The sequence below is a fragment of the Vibrio zhugei genome, from assembly GCF_003716875.1.
GTDB classification, from domain to species: Bacteria; Pseudomonadota; Gammaproteobacteria; order Enterobacterales; family Vibrionaceae; genus Vibrio; species Vibrio zhugei.
Genome location: NZ_CP033078.1, coordinates 2,203,387 through 2,225,042 on the forward strand (window position 1 = coordinate 2,203,387; position 21,656 = coordinate 2,225,042).

General features: G+C 46.0%; 18 protein-coding genes. 5 read left to right on the forward strand and 13 right to left on the reverse strand.

Annotated features, from left to right (window positions below):
- Positions 1 to 13: 13 nt before the first annotated feature.
- From secF to queA, 5 genes are all read right to left on the reverse strand, one after another.
- A complete protein-coding gene (secF, locus tag EAE30_RS15400; protein WP_123016709.1) occupies positions 14 to 958 on the reverse strand; it encodes a protein translocase subunit SecF in 945 nt (314 codons plus the stop codon).
- Between the two features lie 14 nt (positions 959 to 972).
- Positions 973 to 2,826 (reverse strand): protein translocase subunit SecD, encoded by a 1,854-nt coding sequence (secD, locus tag EAE30_RS15405; protein WP_123016710.1) that lies wholly within the window; start codon positions 2,824 to 2,826, stop codon positions 973 to 975.
- 20 nt (positions 2,827 to 2,846) lie between these two features.
- On the reverse strand, positions 2,847 to 3,182 hold the full coding sequence (gene yajC / locus EAE30_RS15410; RefSeq protein WP_123016711.1) for a preprotein translocase subunit YajC: 336 nt from the start codon (positions 3,180 to 3,182) through the stop codon (positions 2,847 to 2,849).
- A gap of 118 nt (positions 3,183 to 3,300) precedes the next feature.
- Positions 3,301 to 4,440: a tRNA guanosine(34) transglycosylase Tgt gene (gene tgt / locus EAE30_RS15415; protein WP_123016712.1), complete on the reverse strand. Its 1,140-nt coding sequence runs from the start codon at positions 4,438 to 4,440 to the stop codon at positions 3,301 to 3,303.
- A 128-nt stretch (positions 4,441 to 4,568) separates the two neighbouring features.
- Complete coding sequence (queA, locus tag EAE30_RS15420) at positions 4,569 to 5,624, reverse strand: tRNA preQ1(34) S-adenosylmethionine ribosyltransferase-isomerase QueA (protein ID WP_123016713.1); 1,056 nt, start codon at positions 5,622 to 5,624, stop codon at positions 4,569 to 4,571.
- Between the two features lie 196 nt (positions 5,625 to 5,820).
- On the opposite strand from queA, the gene EAE30_RS15425 reads away from it, so the two are divergent.
- Positions 5,821 to 6,261 carry a CBS domain-containing protein gene (locus EAE30_RS15425; protein WP_123016714.1) on the forward strand — a complete coding sequence of 147 codons (441 nt, stop codon included), beginning with the start codon at positions 5,821 to 5,823 and terminating at the stop codon, positions 6,259 to 6,261.
- A gap of 85 nt (positions 6,262 to 6,346) precedes the next feature.
- On the opposite strand, the gene EAE30_RS15430 is transcribed toward EAE30_RS15425, so the two are convergent.
- Complete coding sequence (locus EAE30_RS15430; RefSeq protein ID WP_123016715.1) at positions 6,347 to 7,273, reverse strand: hydrogen peroxide-inducible genes activator; 927 nt, start codon at positions 7,271 to 7,273, stop codon at positions 6,347 to 6,349.
- Positions 7,274 to 7,471: 198 nt separating this feature from the next.
- Here EAE30_RS15430 and EAE30_RS15435 point away from each other — a divergent pair, with 198 nt between their 5' ends.
- Positions 7,472 to 8,086 carry a peroxiredoxin gene (locus EAE30_RS15435; protein ID WP_123016716.1) on the forward strand — a complete coding sequence of 205 codons (615 nt, stop codon included), beginning with the start codon at positions 7,472 to 7,474 and terminating at the stop codon, positions 8,084 to 8,086.
- 144 nt (positions 8,087 to 8,230) lie between these two features.
- Here EAE30_RS15435 and phoU read toward each other — a convergent pair whose 3' ends face one another.
- From phoU to EAE30_RS15455, 4 genes are read right to left on the reverse strand one after another with little or no spacing between them, the layout of a single operon-like run.
- Positions 8,231 to 8,932 carry a phosphate signaling complex protein PhoU gene (gene phoU / locus EAE30_RS15440; protein WP_123017398.1) on the reverse strand — a complete coding sequence of 234 codons (702 nt, stop codon included), beginning with the start codon at positions 8,930 to 8,932 and terminating at the stop codon, positions 8,231 to 8,233.
- 21 nt (positions 8,933 to 8,953) lie between these two features.
- Complete coding sequence (gene pstB / locus EAE30_RS15445; RefSeq protein ID WP_123016717.1) at positions 8,954 to 9,775, reverse strand: phosphate ABC transporter ATP-binding protein PstB; 822 nt, start codon at positions 9,773 to 9,775, stop codon at positions 8,954 to 8,956.
- A gap of 2 nt (positions 9,776 to 9,777) precedes the next feature.
- Positions 9,778 to 11,424, reverse strand: a complete 1,647-nt coding sequence (gene pstA / locus EAE30_RS15450; RefSeq protein ID WP_123016718.1) for a phosphate ABC transporter permease PstA — start codon at positions 11,422 to 11,424, stop codon at positions 9,778 to 9,780.
- Between the two features lie 10 nt (positions 11,425 to 11,434).
- Positions 11,435 to 13,633 (reverse strand): ABC transporter permease subunit, encoded by a 2,199-nt coding sequence (locus EAE30_RS15455; RefSeq protein WP_123016719.1) that lies wholly within the window; start codon positions 13,631 to 13,633, stop codon positions 11,435 to 11,437.
- 195 nt (positions 13,634 to 13,828) lie between these two features.
- On the opposite strand from EAE30_RS15455, the gene ppk1 reads away from it, so the two are divergent.
- Both ppk1 and ppx read left to right on the forward strand, forming a co-directional pair.
- Complete coding sequence (ppk1, locus tag EAE30_RS15460) at positions 13,829 to 15,931, forward strand: polyphosphate kinase 1 (RefSeq protein WP_123016720.1); 2,103 nt, start codon at positions 13,829 to 13,831, stop codon at positions 15,929 to 15,931.
- Entirely contained in the window at positions 15,915 to 17,417 is a 1,503-nt protein-coding gene (gene ppx, locus EAE30_RS15465) for an exopolyphosphatase (RefSeq protein WP_123016721.1), read from the forward strand. The genes ppk1 and ppx overlap by 17 nt, the downstream gene beginning before the upstream one ends.
- Positions 17,418 to 17,428: 11 nt before the next feature.
- Here the strand turns inward: ppx and EAE30_RS15470 are convergent, their stop codons facing one another.
- From EAE30_RS15470 to phoB, 3 genes are read right to left on the reverse strand one after another with little or no spacing between them, the layout of a single operon-like run.
- Complete coding sequence (locus EAE30_RS15470; protein ID WP_261809143.1) at positions 17,429 to 18,418, reverse strand: PstS family phosphate ABC transporter substrate-binding protein; 990 nt, start codon at positions 18,416 to 18,418, stop codon at positions 17,429 to 17,431.
- Positions 18,405 to 19,718, reverse strand: coding sequence for a phosphate regulon sensor histidine kinase PhoR (gene phoR / locus EAE30_RS15475; RefSeq protein WP_123016722.1), 1,314 nt, complete (start codon positions 19,716 to 19,718; stop codon positions 18,405 to 18,407). Before phoR ends, EAE30_RS15470 begins: the two co-directional genes overlap by 14 nt.
- Positions 19,719 to 19,738: 20 nt before the next feature.
- Complete coding sequence (gene phoB / locus EAE30_RS15480) at positions 19,739 to 20,428, reverse strand: phosphate regulon transcriptional regulator PhoB (protein ID WP_123016723.1); 690 nt, start codon at positions 20,426 to 20,428, stop codon at positions 19,739 to 19,741.
- A 190-nt stretch (positions 20,429 to 20,618) separates the two neighbouring features.
- On the opposite strand from phoB, the gene rdgC reads away from it, so the two are divergent.
- Complete coding sequence (gene rdgC / locus EAE30_RS15485; protein WP_123016724.1) at positions 20,619 to 21,533, forward strand: recombination-associated protein RdgC; 915 nt, start codon at positions 20,619 to 20,621, stop codon at positions 21,531 to 21,533.
- Positions 21,534 to 21,656 lie beyond the last annotated feature (123 nt).

The following is a 21,656-nucleotide window of genomic DNA, read 5'->3' on the forward strand; positions in this document are numbered from 1 at the left end:
GGCTTTTTATTATCTAAGGTTGCTGATCAAACTCAGCGCCCTCTTTCTCTACCTGTACAGGCGTGAGGTGTTCTTTGGTAATACCCAGTTTCAGAGCCAATGCCGATGCGACATAAATCGATGAGTACGTACCGACCGTGATACCAAGTAGTAACGCGGTGGCAAAACCGTGAATCATCGCACCACCTTCGGCAAACAAGGCAATGACCACAAATAATGTGGTACCCGAGGTAATTAATGTACGGCTCAATGTTTGCGTAATTGAGCTGTTCATAATTTCCGCCGATTGGCCTTTACGCATCTTACGGAAGTTCTCACGAATCCGGTCAAAGACCACGATGGTATCGTTCAAGGAGTAACCGACCACCGTTAGCAATGCCGCCACAATGGTTAAGTCCACTTCAATCTGCATCAAAGAGAACACACCCAAAGTGATAGTGACATCGTGCGCCAAGGATAATACGGCACCAGCCGCTAAACGCCATTCAAAACGAACAGACACATAAATCAGGATACAGATTAGCGAGACAATAATGGCAAGACCGCCATCTTCTGCTAATTCATCACCGACACTTGCGCCCACCGTTTCAATACGGCGCATCTCAACGTTTTTACCCGTGCCTTCTTTTATCGCTGATAAGACATTTTCACCGACACTTTTGACTTTGTCACCACTTGGGCGCAAACGAACCAGTACATCTTTCGTCGAACCGAAGTTTTGTACCGTCGCCTCGTCAAAGCCTTTCGCCCTCAATGAATCGCGCACTTCTTGCAGATTCGCTGACTGGTCAAAACCGACTTCAATCAAAGTACCACCGGTAAAGTCCAAGCCCCAGTTCAACCCTTTAATCGATAAAGTGGCGATAGAAGCAATGATCAATACCATTGAAAAAGCAAAGGCGTATTTTGAACGACTCATAAAGTCGATCAATTTTCCTGGTTTCAGAATTTGAAACATAGTGATTCCTAACCTTAGATCGACAGTTTTTTAATACGTTTACCACCATACATCAGGTTCACGATACAACGTGTTCCGACAATAGCTGTAAACATGGACGTCAAAATACCAATGGATAACGTCACCGCGAAGCCTTTAATGGCGCCTGTTCCCACAGCAAACAAGATAATAGCCGTAATTAACGTCGTGATGTTCGCATCCGCAATGGTACTGAACGCATTCGCGTATCCTTGGTGAATCGCTTGCTGCGGACTGCGTCCATCGGCAAGTTCTTCACGGATCCTTTCAAAGATCAATACGTTGGCATCGACCGCCATACCGACGGTTAATACGATACCGGCAATCCCCGGTAAGGTCATGGTTGCCCCTGGAATCAATGACATAATTCCAATGATTAGCACCAAGTTAGATAACAATGCAATATCCGCAATCAGACCAAAACGACGGTAATAAAGCAGCGTAAACAGCATAACGGCCGCTAAGCCCCAAATACATGCTTGCACACCCATATCGACATTTTGTTGTCCCATTGATGGACCAATGGTACGTTCTTCGACAATGGAGATAGGCGCAATCAACGCCCCTGCACGCAATAGCAAGGCAAGGTTATGAGCTTCAGACGCTGAGCTGATTCCCGTAATACGGAAACTGCTACCTAGCGCGGATTGAATCGTCGCTTGGTTAATCACCTCTTCATGCTTCTTCAAGATAACTTTGCCATCGGCGGTTTTCTTACCACTGTCTTTGTATTCAGTGAATACCGTCGCCATTAGCTTGCCAATATGATTTTTCGAGAATGCCGACATTTTGCTACCACCTTCACTATCCAGTGAGATGTTAACTTGTGGTCGACCATATTGGTCAGTGCTTGATGACGCATCGGTGATACTTGAGCCCCCCAAAATCACCCGTTTTTTCAAGACAACAGGGCGACCATCACGATCATACTTCACCTCGCTGCCCGCTGGCGCACGGCCATTCGCAGCGGCTGAAATATCGGCACTTTGGTCCACCTGACGGAATTCGAGTGTCGCCGTGGCCCCTAAGATTTCTTTGGCTCGAGCCGTATCTTGAACACCAGGCAACTCAACCACGATACGGTCAGCACCTTGACGTTGTACTAACGGCTCAGCAACACCTAATTCGTTAACACGGTTACGTAAAATCGTCAGGTTTTGCTCTACCGCATAGTTGCGAATTTCTTGCATGCGTTTTTCAGTGAAGTTAGCAACCAATATATGACGGCCGTTTTTGTCACTCTCGGTAAAGGTCATATCACGATGTTTTTCTTCGAGTAACGCTTTCGCTTTTGATACTTGGTCTTCACTACGTAACGTAATTTCTACGCTATGTTTCTTCGGACTAATCGCACGGTAACGGATACGATCATCACGTAGCTCAGTACGGAATGCGTCTTCTTGCTGGCCAACCAGCTTATTAAGAGCCGCATCCATATCCACTTCCATTAAGAAGTGAACACCACCACGCAAATCAAGACCGAGTTTCATTGGTGCAGCACCAATGTCTTGCAGCCATTTTGGCGTAGCGGGCGCTAAGTTGAGCGCCACGATTTTATCTTGCCCAAGAGCAGAACGAATCGCATCGCGTGCGGTTAATTGGGTATCGGTATCTTTGAATCGAACTAGAATGGAGCCATTTTCTAATGACACAGACCGATGAGAAATGTGCTCACTATCGAGCGTCTTAGTGACAGAGTCCAGCGTTGACATATTAACAGAGGCACCACGTGCCCCTGTAATTTGAATAGCCGGGTCTTCACCGTATAAATTAGGAAGCGCATACACGGCGGCAATAATGATGGCAAATAGCACCATTAAATACTTCCAAAGAGGATAACGGTTTAGCACAGCAAGAATCCTTGGCTATATTAAAGGGACTTCATAGTACCTTTAGGCAGTACTGCAGAAACAAAATCTTTTTTGATCACAACAACATTGCTTGTGTTTAATTCAATTGCAATGAAATCATTTTCTGGAGAGATTTTATTGATAATACCCACGAAACCACCGCTGGTAAGCACTTCGTCACCTTTAGACATGGATGCCATTAGGTTTTTATGCTCTTTCGCGCGTTTTTGTTGTGGGCGGAAAATCATAAAATAAAAAATGACAGCAAACATACCTAGCATGATGATCATGCTCATACCGCCACCTTGCTGTGGTGCACCTTCGCCAGCTGCGTGTGCTACAGAAATTAGACTCATTAAAACGTCCTCTAAGTTATTGTTAATTTGAATATCATTGTAATTGGGTTGAGCCAAGCAAAATTCAAGCCTACCACGAACTTAATGGTATAACGATACCTGCTTGACTCATCCATCATTAAGCGTTTTCTTTTTGCAAAGGAGGCACTTCGCGATTGCGACGTGCGTAGAACTCCTCAACAAAACTATCAAAACGATCTTCATCAATCGCTTGGCGAATGCCTTCCATAACACGTTGATAGTAACGTAAGTTATGAATAGTATTCAGACGTGCACCAAGAATTTCGTTGCAACGATCTAAATGATGCAAATACGATTTAGAATAGTTCTGACAAGTGTAACAGTCACACTCAGGATCCAGAGCGGTTGTATCCGTTTTATGTTTCGCATTACGGATCTTGATCACACCCCCTGTCACAAACAAGTGGCCATTACGGGCATTTCGAGTGGGCATGACACAATCGAACATATCAATGCCACGACGAACACCTTCTACCAAGTCTTCTGGTTTCCCCACGCCCATCAAGTAACGCGGCTTATCTTCTGGAAGTTGTGGACAAGTGTGCTCGAGCATACGGTGCATTTCTTCTTTCGGTTCACCCACGGCCAAACCGCCAACCGCGTAGCCATCAAACCCGATATCGGTCAGACCTTTGACCGATTCATCACGCAGATCTTCATAAACCCCGCCCTGCACGATACCAAATAATGAATTCGGGTTTTCTAACTTATCAAAATGATCGCGAGAACGTTGTGCCCAACGTAACGACATTTGCATAGAAGCTTTTGCTTCAGCGTGAGTGGCTGGGTATGGCGTACATTCATCAAAGATCATGACGATATCCGAACCTAAATCTTTTTGGATTTCCATCGACTTCTCGGCGTCCATGAAAATCTTGTCACCGTTCACTGGGTTACGAAAGTGCACCCCTTGCTCAGTGATTTTACGAATATCACCCAAACTGAACACTTGGAAACCGCCTGAATCGGTCAGGATAGGACCCTGCCAGTTCATGAAGTCATGCAGATCGCCATGCAGTTTCATTACGTCTTGACCAGGACGTAACCATAAATGGAACGTGTTACCTAAAAGAATTTCAGCACCGGTCCCTTTAACTTCTTCCGGTGTCATACCTTTTACCGTGCCGTAGGTCCCCACAGGCATAAACGCCGGCGTTTGTACGCTGCCACGTTCAAAGGTAATTTTGCCGCGACGTGCGCCGCCATCTTTTTTGTTCAATTCGAACTGTAATTTCACAAAGCCTCCAATGTCAGAGAAACAGTCTGACGGGATGAACAGTCACTAGGACGACAAGCCTAGCAACTCTGTTAATAAATGAATACGACTCTATGATGTCGTTCACCATAAAGCCGTTAGAGATACACTTATGGATTATCTCGTTTGTGCAAGAACATCGCATCGCCATAACTAAAGAAGCGATACTGCTGCTCTACTGCATGTCGATAGGCCGACATAATGTTGTCATAACCGGCAAAGGCACTGACTAACATAATTAGGGTCGACTCCGGTAAATGAAAATTGGTAATGAGCCCATCCACCAATTGATATTCATAGCCCGGATAGATAAATATCTCCGTATCGCCAAAAAATGGCATTAATTCGGTGCCTTTTTTAATGGCATCTTGTGCCGCACTCTCTAGAGAACGCACAGAGGTTGTACCCACGGCGATCACTCGACCGCCACGCGCTTTAACAGCTTGAATCGCTTGAACCGTTTCTTCTGGAACTTCGACATATTCGGAGTGCATGTGGTGATTTTTAACGTCATCAACACGAACCGGTTGGAACGTTCCAGCGCCGACGTGCAAAGTAACGTAAGCGAATTCGACACCTTTTTCTTTGATTTGTTCCAATAAAGGCGTATCAAAGTGCAGGCCCGCGGTCGGTGCCGCTACTGCGCCCGGCTTTTTATTATAGACGGTTTGATAGCGTTCTTTATCGGCGTCTTCATCTGGGCGATCGATATAAGGCGGCAGTGGCATATGCCCAATCGCATTTAAAATCTCGAGGACCGTCAAATCTGACTGAAAACGAAGTTCAAATAATGCGTCATGGCGAGCCACCATTTCTGCTTGATAGTCATCGTTCTCCCCCAAAAACAGCTGTGTTCCTGGTTTCGGCGGTTTTGAACAACGAACATGAGCCAAGATGGACTCATCATCAAGCATACGCTCGACGAGCACTTCTAGCTTACCGCCAGAGGCTTTGCGCCCAAACATACGAGCGGGGATAACACGAGTATTGTTAAATACTAATAAATCACCCGGTTGTACGATGTTGAGCACATCCTTGAATGTACCATCGACAAGCTCACCGCTATTGCCATCGAGTTGCAATAAGCGACTCGCGGTACGTTCTTCTTTCGGATAACGAGCAATAAGCTCATCCGGTAGGTCAAAATGAAAATCTGAAACGTGCATGACTTCTGATCTTTACTTAGTGAATGAATGCGATCTTGCGCGGCGCGATAGTATATACCTAAGTATCGATAAGATACAGGATTGCCCTTTTTCACTGATATTTGTCGTCGATAAATAGGAAAACTGAAGTAGCTCTCAGTATCAATAGACACGAGAAACTATAGTTAAAAAAAGCGTGGAGAACAGGAGCCAACTAATGATCAAAGTAGAAGAAATGATGACCCGCAATCCACATACGTTATTGCGAACCCATACCATTGCCGATGCGAAGAATATGATGGAAGCATTGGATATTCGCCACATTCCCATCATTGATGGCAACCAACAACTGCAGGGAATCGTGTCACAGCGAGATCTGTTAGCCGTGCAAATTTCTCCTCTGCAACAAACGCCGGCGGACATCCACACAGATAATACGCCTCTGTATGAGATAATGCGGACCAATGTCATGAGCGTTGCCCCGCAAGCCGGACTCAAAGAAAGTGCCCTGTATATGCATAAGCATCGTATTGGCTGTCTACTCGTGGTCAATAAAGGTCACTTAGTCGGCATTATCACCGAGACGGATTTCATCGCCATTGCAATCAATCTACTAGAAATTCAAGAGAATACAGAACCTGAAGAAAGTGACGTCTAACCCCGCTGACAGGTTCAACCACGACGTTAGCCCCAAATAGCACCGTTACTCACAAGGAGTCCATAGGTATGGACTCCTTGTTTATTTACGCTTCCAATGTGGCAGGCTCTAAAAGAGGCGTAATAATGTCCGCAAGCTGATGAAAAGATTGCGTACGTGATGAACTTGGCCGCCATACCAATCCAATGTCTCGATGCGCTTGTTGTCCGGGAGGATCCACCGCGACTAAATTCTGATTATTGAGCAAGCCGTGCTTGATGGCAATTTGAGGGATGAACGTGGTTCCCAGCCCATTCGCAACCATCTGTACCAGCGTATGTAAACTGGTCGCCATGAAGGGATTGATCTTTTCTTTTTCAGTCAGTCGGCAAGCAGAAACAGCGTGTTCGGTTAAGCAGTGCTCATTCTCTAATAAAAAGACCGACTGATCGGGCAAATCATGGTATTGCAGCGGAGTTGGCAAAGCTTGAGCTTGTTCTCGGCTCATCACCATATGAAAACTGTCTTTGCCAACAATACGTTTTTCCATTTCGCCAATTTCCACCGGGAGCGCTAAGATAAGCGCATCCAATGTTCCGGCCCGGAGAGCGGCTAATAAATTGGTTGTGGTGTCCTCACGCAATAAAAGATGCAGTTTCGGAAAATGCAGATTCACCTGCTGCACCAAATCGCCGAGCAGGAATGGAGCAATGGTCGGAATACAACCGAGCTTCAATTGCCCTTCCATACTACTTCCGCTGCATACTTTCCCTAACTCCACTAAATCTTGACCGCGAGCCAATAATTCACGCCCAAGCTTCACCACTTCTTCTCCGGCAATGGTGAAGACTAACGGACTTCTTTTGTCTTTCTTTTCATAAAGAGGACACCCAATCAGCTCTTCTAGGTTCTGTATACCTTTACTGAGCGTCGATTGACTGACAAAACAACGCTGCGCAGCATCACTAAAATGCCGCGTCTCATGTAAGGTAATGAGGTAATGAATTTGCTTTAAACTTGGCCACTTATTCATAATAATATTACTGTTTTATTGCAATCCAAAGGGCCGACCTCTGTGAGGTGGGCTTATCGCTTTTTTCGATTAGGACAATCTATTTTATTCGCTTTTTTCTATACTACTCTTTGTACTATAGTTTGTCTTGTAGTTACACGGAATGACCCGAACATAAGGTTTGGGCTCACACATAATGCTATATTTAGGAGCAATAAAATGGTACTAGTTGGTCGCAAAGCCCCTGATTTTACCGCTGGAGCAGTTCTAGGTAACGGTGAAATCGTTGATAACTTCAACCTTTCTGAATTCATTAAAGGTAAGAAAGCTGTTCTATTCTTCTACCCACTAGACTTCACTTTCGTTTGCCCATCAGAAATCATTGCATTCGACAAACGTCTAGCTGACTTCCAAGAAAAAGGCTGTGAAGTAATCGGTGTGTCTATCGACTCTGTATTCTCTCACAACGCATGGCGTAAAACGTCTGTAGACAATGGCGGTATCGGTGAAGTGAACTACCCGCTTGTTGCAGACACAACTCACGAAGTTGTTAACACCTATGACGTTGCTGATCCAAACGGCCCTGGCATCGCACTACGTGGTTCTTTCCTAATCGACGAAGAAGGTGTTGTTCGTCACCAAGTTGTGAACGATGGTCCTCTAGGTCGTAACATCGATGAAATGCTACGTATGGTTGATGCTCTATCATTCCACCAAGAGCACGGCGAAGTATGTCCTGCACAGTGGGAAAAAGGTAAATCAGGTATGCAAGCATCAACAGACGGTGTTGCCGCTTACCTTTCTGAGCACTCTTCAGACCTAGACAAAAAATAAGTGACTGTCGCCCTAAGTCAGCTTAGGGCATAAAAATAGTCGCTAAGAATAGAAATCCCAGCTAAACGCTGGGATTTTTTATTGCACCTTTCATATATTGCACCTTTCATATGAGTGCGGTGACGGACTTTTAATGCTCTGAGCTCAATCTTCAAGAGCCTCATCAATCGTCTGTTCATCAATGTGCCGGACATCCTTACCTTTGACAAAATAAATAATGTACTCGCATATGTTTTGGCAACGATCGCCAATACGTTCAATCGCTCTGGCAGAGCCCATCACTTGCAGGATGTTGGGAATATTATCCACATCTTCCATCATCGAGTGAGTCAGATTTTCAATCACGCTTTCCACTTCGGCATCCAGCTTATCATCGAGCTTGTAAATGCGTACGGCGGCCTCTAAATCCATGCGAGCAAACGCATCGAGCACTTGATGCAACATTTCTATCGCGGAGCGACACAGTGGCTCTAACGCAGTTTGAAAAGTCCGCTCTTTCACCGAACTGCTTTCAATCGTGATGTAAGCCATTTTCGTCGCCACATCACCAATGCGTTCAAGGTCGGTAATGGTTTTGATGATCGACATAATCAGACGCAGATCTTTCGCAGTTGGCTGTCTTTTCGCAATAATTCGCGTGCACGCTTCATCAATAGACACTTCCATCGCATTGACTTTATGATCGTCACGCACCACTTTACGCGCTAGCTCAATATCATCTTTATGTAGCGCATGCATCGCATAGGAAAGCTGCTGTTCCACCAGCCCTCCCATCGTCAATAAATGCGTACGAATCGACTCAAGCTCTGCGTTAAACTGCCCTGAAATGTGTCGCCCTAATTGCATCATCGCTTATCTCTGCCTGTTTTAACCATAACGCCCGGTAATGTAATCTTCTGTTTGCTTTTTGGTCGGGGACGTAAAAATCGTATCCGTATCCGCGTATTCAATGAGCGCTCCCATATGAATAAACGCGGTATAATCACTCACGCGAGCGGCTTGTTGCATGTTATGCGTAACCATAATCACGGTGTATTTTTGCTTGAGTTCATGGATGAGTTCTTCAATCGTCAACGTTGAAATCGGGTCTAGCGCCGAAGTCGGCTCATCAAGCAATAACACTTCCGGTTCAATCGCGATGGCGCGAGCAATAACCAAACGTTGCTGCTGCCCACCAGACAGGCCAAAAGCATTTTCGTGTAGCCGATGTTTGACTTCATCCCACAATGCCGCTGAGCGCAAGGCGTGTTCTACCGCATCATCTAAAGTGCGACTATTTTTAATGCCTTGCAGGCGCAATCCATACACTACGTTTTCATAAATCGATTTTGGAAACGGATTCGGGCGTTGAAACACCATCCCGATGCGGCGCCGTAATGTCGGGACATCCACATCGTTGTGATACACATTGCGTCCGTGTAACTTTACTTCCCCATCAATATGGCAATCTTCAACCAAATCGTTCATACGATTAATGCAGCGCAACAGCGTGGATTTACCACACCCAGACGGGCCAATGAACGAGGTCACATTGCCTTTGGGAATGCGCATCGAAATGTTTTTCAGCGCTTGATACTGCTGATCGTAATAGAGGTTTAAGCGCTCAATTTCGATCGCGGTTTGCTCATCATCAAGGTTATTGACATCCAATGGAAGCTCATAGCCCAGCGTCTGATTGACTGAATACATGCTTAATCTTGTCCTAGAGTTCTAAACTTCTCACGTAAGTTATTGCGAATACTGATGGCCGTAAGGTTCAATATAATAATCACCGCAACCAATAAAAAAGCCGTGGCATACACCAAAGGCCGTGCCGCTTCTATATTGGGACTTTGAAAACCTAAATCATAAATATGAAAGCCTAAATGCATAAATTTACGCTCTAAGTGTAAATACGGGAACTGATCATCGACCGGTAAATTCGACGCCAATTTTACGACACCGACCAACATCAACGGCGCCACTTCCCCCGCCGCACGTGCTACCGCCAACACTAAGCCGGTAATCATCGCCGGACTGGCCATCGGTAATACGATGCGCCATATGGTTTCAAATTGCGTCGCCCCTAATGCTAGCGAGCCGTGACGAATCGCATAAGGGATGCGGCTCAAGCCTTCTTCTGTTGCCACGATTACCACAGGTAGCGTTAATACCGCTAGGGTTAATGCCGACCATAACAGGCCCGGCGTACCAAAAGTCGGGGCGGGAAGACGATCGGCAAAGAACACCTTATCAATCGACCCACCAATGGTATACACAAAAAAGCCCAGCCCAAACACCCCATAAACGATTGACGGAACGCCAGCTAAATTAATCACCGCGACTCGAATCATACGGGTGAATGCGTTGTCTTTGGCGTATTCATGTAAGTACACCGCAGCCACAATGCCTAACGGCATGACCACTATCGACATCAGCAACACCAATAATATGGTGCCAAATATGGCCGGGAACACGCCGCCTTCTGAGTTCGACTCACGCGGTTTTTCCGATAAAAACAGCCAGACGCCTTTCGCCCAGTGGGAGACTTTTTCTGTCCATGTCAGCTGATTAGGGTACCAACACCGTAAAATCTGTTTGACCGGAATGCTCACATGCTGTCCCGTCATATCTTCAACAATCAAGGCCTGCATGCCAAGCTGCGCACGCAGTTCATCAACACGGTGCTCTGCCAGTGACAATTGGTTATCGAGATTGGTCTGCTCTAACTCAAGCTCACGCGCTTTATTTGACGTCAGTTGATCATTCAATTGTAAGCGGCGACGCTCGCGATGCAAATCTTCAATGTCTTGCCCTAAATGACGGATCGTATTTTCGATTAACGCCTCAATGCGATGACGAATGGCCGCGGCTTGTTGCATCCCTTTTTGCAAGTTAGGATCAACATCATTGGTCGGTTGCCCATTCGCTAAAATGTACTGGACTGGACGCCCATAAAACTGACCGTTGCGCTCACGGTCGATCACCGCCCAATGTTTCGGGCGCGTAGGTTTAGAAAGATCAATGCCAAGAACAGAGACAAAATCGGCCGTATTGCGCTCCCGATTGGCAATCTTAATGTGTAAACGCTCCACAGAGCCTTTCTGTCGGGTCGCTTCATTTAAATGTAGCGATGCCGTATGTAAATGGCTAATTGGCACTTCATCTTTATCATAAAGCTGCCCAATTAGACGGTGTCCCGTCTCGTCCTGCCATTGATATAAAGGCGCAGGCCAAAAGTAGATCAGCCCTTTCCAGCCAATAAGTAGCAACAAACCTAATACCGACATCAAGCTAATACTTACCGCTCCCCCCGTGAGCCAAATCCAAGGGGCGCCGGATCTTATCCAGTTAATCACATGACTCCCCTTATAACATACGGTAGCGAGCACGAAGGCGTTGACGAACCCATTCGGCTAATGAGTTGACGGCAAATGTGAACGTGAAAAGCAGTAACGCGGCCAAAAAGAGCACACGATAATGAGAACTACCGATTTCAGATTCCGGTAATTCAACGGCAATGGTCGCCGATAATGTTCTCATCCCTTCAAAAATATTCCAATTAAGAATGGGCGTATTCCCCGTCGCCATTAATACAATCATTGTTTCACCGACCGCACGGCCTAACCCCATCATGATGCCTGAAAAAATCCCCGGACTTGCTGTCAATAAAATCACTCGTGTTAAGGTTTGCCATGGCGTAGCACCTAACGCTAATGAGCCATCGGATAAATGGCGAGGAACCGAAAACACCGCATCTTCCGCGATGGTGAAAATGGTGGGAATCACAGCAAACGCCATCGCAAAGCCGACCACTAAGGCATTACGCTGATCAAAATCGATGCCATGCTGCATCAAAAATACGCGTGCATCGCCATTGAACATCAGCATTTCCAGCGCTTCACTATAATGCAGCGTTACCCAGACGACGGCCACCAGCGCTGGAATTAAAATCACGACATGCCAACCACCGGGAATCCGACGCCGGTAATCGGCTGGGATGATCTTCGACCAAACAAACCCTACCACCATGGTCGTCAATGGGAGGATAACCAATAGCGTCATGACCGAGGCTAAGTTACGCTCCACTAGTGGTGCAAACCATAATCCGGCTAAAAATCCAATAATGACCGTCGGTAACGCTTCCATCAATTCAATACTGGGTTTCACAATCCGGCGCATTCTCGCGGTCATGAAGTAAGCCGTATAAATGGCCCCAAATACGGCAATCGGAATCGCAAATAACATGGCATAAGCCGCCGCTTTTAGCGTACCAAACGCAATCGGAACTAAACTAAATTTTGGTTCAAATTTATCGCTCGCTGACGTGGATTGCCAAACGAATTGAGGGTCCGGATAATGCTCATACCACACCTTTTCCCACAGCGATGACCATGACACCTCTGGATAGTCGTTACTGATCCGCGCCACTGAGATGCGATTGGGCGCTTGGTACGTCGCTAAATAGCGTTCATTGTTACTCATCGCAGCCAGTTTGGGAGCGTGCTGAAAGACCTTTTGGGAAAATAACGTTTTATGGCTGGTAGTAAATTGGTTCTCTACTGTGCCGTCCTGATGAAAACTATAAAAGCCTTTGCTAAACGTATCCGGCAATAAAAATTCAGTCTGCTTGGCAAGGTGAAAGTCACGAATATGGTGCAAAGAGCGCACGTGGTTTTCCAGCACATCGAACCACTGGCTCACCCTATCGTCATCATAAGACACAAGCAACGAGTACGCGCCCGCTAATAACCGAATGTTCCTCACCTGCTGCTTAGGATGCTGTGCGCTTAAATCGACAATTTCTCTCACCACAAACCCCGAGGGGTGGTGCTCAGCCACCACTAACTCATTATGGTCACGAAGATAGAGTGTTTTGCCATCGGGAGTCAGTAACAGTTGATCAATGTGCTCAAACGTAGACGGAAATACAAATTCATGAAACGATGAATCCTTGCTCGATTGCCAGCGTACGTGGACCGTTTTATCGGATAAATAACTGGCAAACATGACTAAATCAGGCGTTTTGGTAAACGTAAACGTGTTAACTCGCGCCGATTCTGTGTCCGCCGTTAAGTCGTACCTCTTTTGCTGCAAGCTTGGCGTGAACTGACGCCCCGTTGGCGTGACTTTTTGGTGGAATGCGGGCTTTGCCAATACCACCTGATTTTGTTGGCCAAGTAAGGCAAACCAACCATAATCGGACGGCATGGTGACCAACTTTTGTGGCATCGTTAATAGCGATATACTGTTAAGTGGTTTAGGATCGCTAGAGGTTAACGACCAAAATTGCGCATCACCGCTTTTATTTACAGTAAGTAAGTGCTTACCATAATCATCTAATGCGATGTGCCATAAAGAATGAACGGGCAAGGTTTGTTGGTGTACATTCGGCGTAAATTTCGCGCCACTGAATAGTGGCATCACCACCATGGCCAAATAGACAAACATTAAGACTAAAAAGCCAAGCACACCAACACCACCACACGTTACACCGACCCGCACAAGACGATCTTTCCAACGTCTTTGCTTGTCTCTTTGATTCAACGAAAAATCGGTGTGTATCATGCGGTTCTCAACCTTAAGTAGCGTTAACGAAGTATATGTCGTTTAAATGACAAAAATATTACATTGCTGGTTAAAGCAACAAACAACGTCTAGTTTGTCAAATATGCAAGAAATGTAATAAAAATGTCATAGAAAAAAACTAGTTTGCAAACTATGGCCTAGAATTTTCTTCCCATCGATAGCAAAGGATGTTTCATGAGTGCAGACAAGCTGTATGTAGAAAAAGAGCTAAGTTGGTTATCTTTTAACGAGAGAGTCCTGCAAGAAGCCGCAGATAAAACGGTCCCGCTTATCGAGCGAGTCCGCTTTTTAGGGATTTTCTCGAATAATCTCGATGAATTCTACAAAGTTCGCTTTGCTGACGTGAAACGACGTATTCTGATCAATAATGAGCGCGGTGGCAACAATTCAGCGAAACATCTGCTCGCCCAAATGCAAAAGAAAGCCTATCAGCTCAGCCAAAAATTCGATGACTTGTATAGCGAGCTCATTTTAGAAATGGCCAGACGTCGGATTTTCTTAGTGAATGAAACTCAACTTGATGACACCCAAAAGCTCTGGTTAGCCGATTATTTTCGCGATCATGTCCTCCCCCATATTACGCCGTTACTCATGGACGATGATATTGATGTCTTGCAATTTCTCAAAGATGAATACGCTTATATCGCTATCGATCTCAAAAATAACCAACAATCACAATACGCATTAGTCGAAATTCCCACCGATCACCTGCCTCGCTTTATCCAGCTTCCAGAGGCAAAAGGCAAGCGCCGCAAGACCATCATTCTACTCGATAATATTATTCGCTTCTGTTTGGATGATATTTTCCGAGGCTTTTTTGATTATGATGAGCTAAACGGCTATGCGATGAAGATGACGCGTGACGCCGAGTATGACCTCAGCCATGAAATTGAATACAGCCTATTAGAACAACTGTCAGAAGGGCTAGAGCAGCGTTTAACGGCGATGCCAGTGCGCTTTGTTTACGAACGAGAGATGCCCGACGACATGCTGAGATTTCTTTGCCATAAGCTGCAAATTTCAGATTACGATAGTTTGTTACCCGGCAGTCGCTATCATAATTTCAAGGACTTCATTGGTTTTCCGAACCTTGGCCGAGCGTATTTAGAAAACAAACCGTTTCCTCCGCTGCGATGTGCCGATTTCGAAGGTTACCCCAACGCCTTCGATGCAATTAAAGACAAAGATATTCTGCTGCATTATCCCTATCATCAGTTCGAGCATATCTCTGAGTTGGTACGCCAAGCTTCCTTCGACCCTAAAGTGATCAGTATCAAGATCAACATTTACCGGGTCGCCAAACACTCACGTTTGATGAATTCATTAATCGATGCCGTGCATAACGGAAAACGCGTGGTGGTCGTAGTTGAATTGCAAGCGCGCTTTGATGAAGAAGCCAATATTGGTTGGTCAAAAATTTTAACGGACGCCGGTGTGCAAGTCATCTTCGGCGTGCCAGGCATGAAGATACACTCAAAGCTACTGCTCATCGCCCGCAAAGAAGGGCTCGACATCCATCGTTATGCGCATATCGGGACCGGCAACTTTCATGAAAAAACCGCACGCATCTATACCGATTTTGCTCTGCTGACGGCCGATAAGGAGCTCACTGAAGAAGTGCGGCATGTGTTTACTTATATTGAAAATCCTTATCTACCGGTCACCTTTAACCACCTGATTGTGTCACCGCGTAATTCACGTAAGCAGATTTATCGCATCATTGATAGTGAGATCGCCAACGCTCGTGCAGGCCTACCAGCCTCAATGAAAATCAAGGTGAATAATTTGGTCGACAAAGGCCTGATTAATAAGCTCTATGGCGCCAGTTCAGCAGGAGTCAAAATAGACATGATCATTCGCGGTATGTGTTCATTGGTTCCTGGAGTAGAAGGCATCAGCGATAACATTACCATCATTAGTATTGTCGACCGGTTTTTAGAACACCCGCGTGTCCTAATTACTCATAACAATGGCAATCCACTCGTCTGGATTTCTTCCGCCGATTGGATGACTCGTAACATTGACCACCGGATCGAGGTATCGACCCCTATTCGCGATGAACGACTCAAAAAACGCATCATTGATATCTTCAATATTCAGCTCACCGATACCGTCAAGGCACGTGTGATTGATAAAACCATGAGCAACCGTTATGTTGAACGGGGTAATCGTAAAAAAATTCGCTCACAAATTGCGATTTACGATTATCTTAAAGGCATTGAAAAGCAAACACGTAAACGCATCAGCGAAGTGAAAAAACATGAATATAGAGAATGAATCTCGTGATATTGCCGCCCTCGACTTAGGCTCGAACAGTTTTCATATGGTGGTGGCGAAGGTAATCGATAAAGATTTACAGATTGTCAGTCGTCACAAACAACGCGTCCATCTCGCTGCCGGTCTCGATGACGATAAAAACCTCAGTGAAGAGGCGATACAACGAGCGCTCGACTGCCTCGCTATGTTTGCAGAACGCATTCAAGATTTCTCCCCAGATAACGTCCGCATTGCCGCCACTCACACATTAAGACAAGCGGTTAACTCACGAACCTTCATTGAGCGAGCTCGCAGTGTTATCCCCTTTCCCATTGAAGTGATCGCGGGAACAGAAGAAGCTCGCCTCATTTTTCTTGGCGTCGCCCACACACAGCCACCGTCTGATGAATCGATGCTCGTCGTCGATATTGGTGGCGGTAGTACCGAAATGATCATCGGTCGTGGATTTGAACCCTTGCTGGTCAATAGCAAACAAATGGGATGTGTCAGCTATACCCATCGGTATTTTGCCAATAATAAATTATCGAAAAAGAATTTTGCCCAAGCCATCTTGGCCGCACAGCAACGCCTAGAATCTCTGGCTCAATCCTATCGAAAAGCGAGCTGGAATATTGCCTTTGGATCCTCAGGCACGGCTAAAGCCATCAAAGAGGTATTAATTGGCTTAGGGTATGAGGATGGTTTAATCACAGCAACACGCTTAGAAAAGCTGATTGAACGTCTTTGTGAATGGCGGACGATCGATGAGATTGAGCTCGATGGGCTCAATGACGAGCGTAAACCCGTGTTTGCGGCAGGCGTGGCCATTATGGCAGCCATTTTTCAGGACCTACACATCGACGAGATGCACTTCTCCGATGGCGCTTTGCGTGAAGGCTTACTCTATGAAATGGAAGATCGCTTTAAATACAGCGATATCCGCTTACGTATCACCGAGGCGCTCGCCGATAAACACGCCGTCGACTTAGAGCATGCCGCTATCGTAAAAAGCTATGCAAGGGATTTTTTGGATCAAGTGGGGGCAACGATTGGTATTCAATCGGAGTCCGAATTACCGGCCTTACTTGAGTGGGGAGCACTTCTACACGAAGTGGGCTTAAACATCAGTTATCAAGCGTTTCATCGCCACTCCGCTTACATTCTCACGCATACCAATATGGCAGGATTTAACCGTGAGCAACAGCAGGTGCTTGCCACCTTGGCGCGCTTTCAGCGTAAAGCTCTCAAACTCAATGAAATGGAGAGTTTTACGTTATTTAAGAAAAAACACATCCTAGGACTGATTCGAATTCTGCGCCTCTCTATTTTGGTCAACGGTCAGCGCCACGAAGAACTGCTCCCAGAATTGACGCTCTCGATTCAAGACGATGCTTGGCATTTAACCTGTGAAGATAAAAACTGGTTAGAGAACAATTTGCTGCTTCATGCTGACTTGAAAACCGAGCAACAATACTGGGATCAAATTGGCTGGGAACTGGTGTTTTAAGAGATGAGCGATTAAGGCGTTAGCCCGACCTTAGCCAGCTCTTTCTCTGCTTGTGCGACGGGCAGAGAAAGATACCCTTCGCGCTGCACCAGCGCCTGACCTTGGCGCGAGAAAATAAAACGAATGAATTCTCTCTCAATGGGGGCCAATGGCTTAAGCGGATTCTTGTTGACGTAAACGTACACATAACGGGATAGCGGATAACGATCGGAAAAAATATTCGCTTTCGTTGGCTCAATATAATCGGTCCCTTGCTTGGCAATAGGCAGTAATCGCACTCCAGATACGCGATAACCGATTCCAGAATACCCTATCGCGTTAATCGAGGACGCCACAGACTGCACAACAGAGGCCGATCCCGGCTGCTCATTGACGTTGCGTTTAAAATCCCCACGACACAAAGCGACTTTTTTAAAATATCCATAAGTTCCGGAGACAGAATTACGACCAAATAATTGGATGCCGCGTTTGGCCCAGCGTTGCGGTAACCCAAGCTGCTGCCAAGTGGTAATTTTATGTGTCGCCCCACAATTTAATGTTTCCGAGAACATACTGTCGATTTGCGCGAAGTTGAGGCCTTTTATCGGATTGTCTTTTTGCACGAAGATGCCAATCGCATCAATCGCAATTTTTAGCTCAATCGGTTTATAGCCATGCTCACGCTCAAAGCCATCAATTTCACGAGAGCGCATCGGCCGGCTCATCGGTCCAATTTGTGCGGTACCTTCGGTTAAGGCGGGCGGAGCGGTTGCTGAGCCAGACGCTTGCACCTGAACATCTACATTGGGGTAAAGCGTTTTAAAATCTTCGACCCACAGCGTGGTGAGCCCAGCTAATGTATCCGACCCGACACTGGTTAGGCTGCCAGTGACGCCAATGCTTTTATGGTAATACGGTAATCGGGCGTCGCTGTTTTTCGCCGCAACCACAGAGGGAACCAACGCTGGGATGGCCATCAATAAGACAATAAGACACCGACGGAACAGTTTATATCGTGTCATCACGGCGCACCACTAAGCGGGGCGGTAGCACAAACGAGAACTGACTGCCTTCACCGACTTTACTTTGAATATCTAAACGAGATTCATGATGAGATAACGCATGCTTTACGATTGCCAGTCCTAAGCCACTGCCACCCGTATCACGAGAACGAGCCTTATCAACGCGATAGAATCGCTCTGTGAGGCGGTGTAAGTGCTGAGGTTCAATCCCGTCACCAGTATCAATCACTTGCAAATGCGCTCCCTGTATCGACGAGAACCAACGTACCGTAATCGTCGAACCATCCGGTGTGTATTTGACCGCATTGTAAACCAAATTAGAAATGGCGCTGCGTAACTGATCTTCATCACCATAGACGGTGAGCTGGTGATCGATATCGAAGACAAGCTGATGATTGCCCTCCCCACTGAGGCTCTGAGCTTCTTTTTCAAGAACGTCAAGCATGCTGGGGACATTGACGATATCTTCAAGCTCATGTTTGGGCGCAGCCTCAATTTTGGATAACGTGAGCAATTGGTTCACAAGACTGTTCATGCGAGAGAGCTGCTCGGTCATGACGCCGTGCGCTTTACTCCACATTGGGCCGACGATCATATCCGGATCTTCGGTCATTTCCAAATACCCTTGTAATACCGTCATCGGTGTACGCAGTTCATGTGAGACGTTCGCAAAGAAGTTGCGGCGCATGCCTTCAAGTTGCTTTAACTGCGTGACATCCCGAACCACCATCAAGTGCTCACCGTCAGTATACGGCACAATTCGTAACTCCAGTGACCGCTCAACATTGAGGGGGGAACGAATTTCCAGTGGTTCAGTGAAATCGGCTTTCTTAAGATATTTAATAAAATCTGGCGAGCGAATTAAATTGGAAATCGGCTGACCGTTATCATCCGGCCATTGAAACCCGAGTAAATGTTGCGCTAACCGGTTACACCAAACGATGTTACCTTCGGAGCGAAACACCACAACCGCATCAGGTAAGGACTCAGCCCCATTACGAAAACGACGAATGAGACCACTGAGCTCACGCCGCTTTTTGCGTTGGCGCTGTTGTAGCCGATACATACCATTAAATAGAAACTCCCAATGACCGGACCCAGAAGGTGGTGACAAGCGCTTTTCATCCCACAACCAAGACGACAACCGAATTTGATTATAAAGATGCCATAGCAATTGCAACGCGGTCGCGGCAAAGAGCAACCATGAAAGATGTCCAAAAACACATCCTACAAGGATCCAAGGCAAGTAAAAAAAAGCCAGCTCCCAAGCCAGCTTTTTCCAGGTCAGTCGTTCAGTCATAGGGTTACATCGGGACCTTATTAAGCTCGAGTGGAGAAACGGTAACCGGCACCACGTACGGTTTGAATCAGTTTATCGTGTCCCACGCTCTCTAACGCTTTTCGTAAACGACGAATATGGACATCGACTGTTCGGTCTTCAACATACACATTGGTGCCCCAAACGTTATTAAGCAGTTGCTCGCGGCTATACACACGTTCTTGGTGTGTCATGAAAAAGTGCAACATTTTAAATTCGGTCGGCCCCATATCAAGTGGCGCATCTTCGGATGTCACCCGATGAGAAACCGGATCAAGTTTGAGACCTTGAACATCAATCACATCTTCTAAAGCGGTTGGCGTCACACGTCGAATCACGGCTTTTAAGCGTGCCACCAATTCTTTCGGTGAAAAAGGTTTGGTAATGTAATCATCCGCGCCCACTTCAAGGCCACGGACTTTGTCTTCTTCCTCACCACGAGCAGTCAGCATAACGATAGGAATATTTTTGGTCAGTTCCTCACGTTTCATATGCTTAATGAAGTTGATACCACTGCCCCCCGGTAACATCCAATCAAGTAACACAAGATCAGGGAAGGGCTCACCGAGTTTGCTGACGGCCGTGTCATAATCTTCCGCTTCAACGGCTTGGTAACCTTTTTGCTCGAGGACAAAACACAGCATTTCACGAATGGGCGCTTCATCCTCAACTACTAGAATCCTTCTAGTCATAATTGAATAACCTTTGCTTATTATCAACTGTAGGCATTATCAAGAATAATTATGACACTTTTGTGACCTTTGCAAAGAATTTTTCATATAAGTTTCTCACGATATTCACCTAGATAGCGATGAAATTGCCTAAGACAAGTGCAGTGAAATACCCTATTATGGTGAACTTTCGAATAAGGAAAAAAGAAATATGTGGTTTAAAAACTGTATGGTTTATCGCGTTAACCGTGATGTAACTTTCAATGCTGACAAGCTGGAACAACAACTGAACGAATTTCGCTTCACACCGTGCGGCAGCCAAGATAAACAGAAATTTGGCTGGGTTCATGCTATGGGCAAACAAGGTGACATGATGACGCACGTGAGTGATGATCGCATCCTACTTTGTGCCAAGAAAGAAGAAAAAATGCTGCCAGCATCCGTGATCAAAGAATCATTGGCTGAAAAAGTCGACGCCCTTGAACAGCAGGAAGGTCGTCCGCTTAAGAAAAAAGAAAAAGACAATATTAAAGAAGATATTGTGATTGATTTGCTGCCACGCGCGTTTCCACGTAGCCAGTATACGTATGTCCTGATTATGCCAAGCCAAGGATTGATTCTGGTCGATGCAAGCAGCTACAAAAAAGCAGAAGATGTCCTCGCACTATTGCGTAAAACGATAGGCAGCCTTCCAGTGGTACCCGCGATTCCAGAAACGGCGATCGAAAGTATCTTAACCGAGTGGGTGCAAAACGGTCAATTGCCACAAGGTTTTTCTCTTATGGATGAAGCCGAGCTTCGTTCATTACTCGAAGATGGCGCCGTGATCCGTTGTAAAAAACAAGAACTCACCAGTGAAGAAATATTGAGTCACATTGAACACAACAAAGTGGTGACAAAATTAGCGCTGAACTGGCAAGACCGGATCAGTTTTGTTTTGAGTGATGATTGCAGCATTAAACGTTTAGGGTTTAGTGATGAGCTCAAAGAAGAAAACGAAGACATTCCGCGCGAAGATCAAGCCGCCCGCTTTGATGCGGATTTCTCGCTGATGTGTGCAGAACTCGGTGCCTTTCTGCCAAATCTATTTGATGCTTTAGGTGGATTCCCAGACGCTCAGCATTAATTCTATCTTCACCACTCTATTTCCCATATAAATAGAGTGGTTTTTCTTGGCTCTCCTCTATCCATAGTCTTCAATTTGACGTAAAATCTGCGCCCCAACCTAATACCACTAGGTGGTATTAGC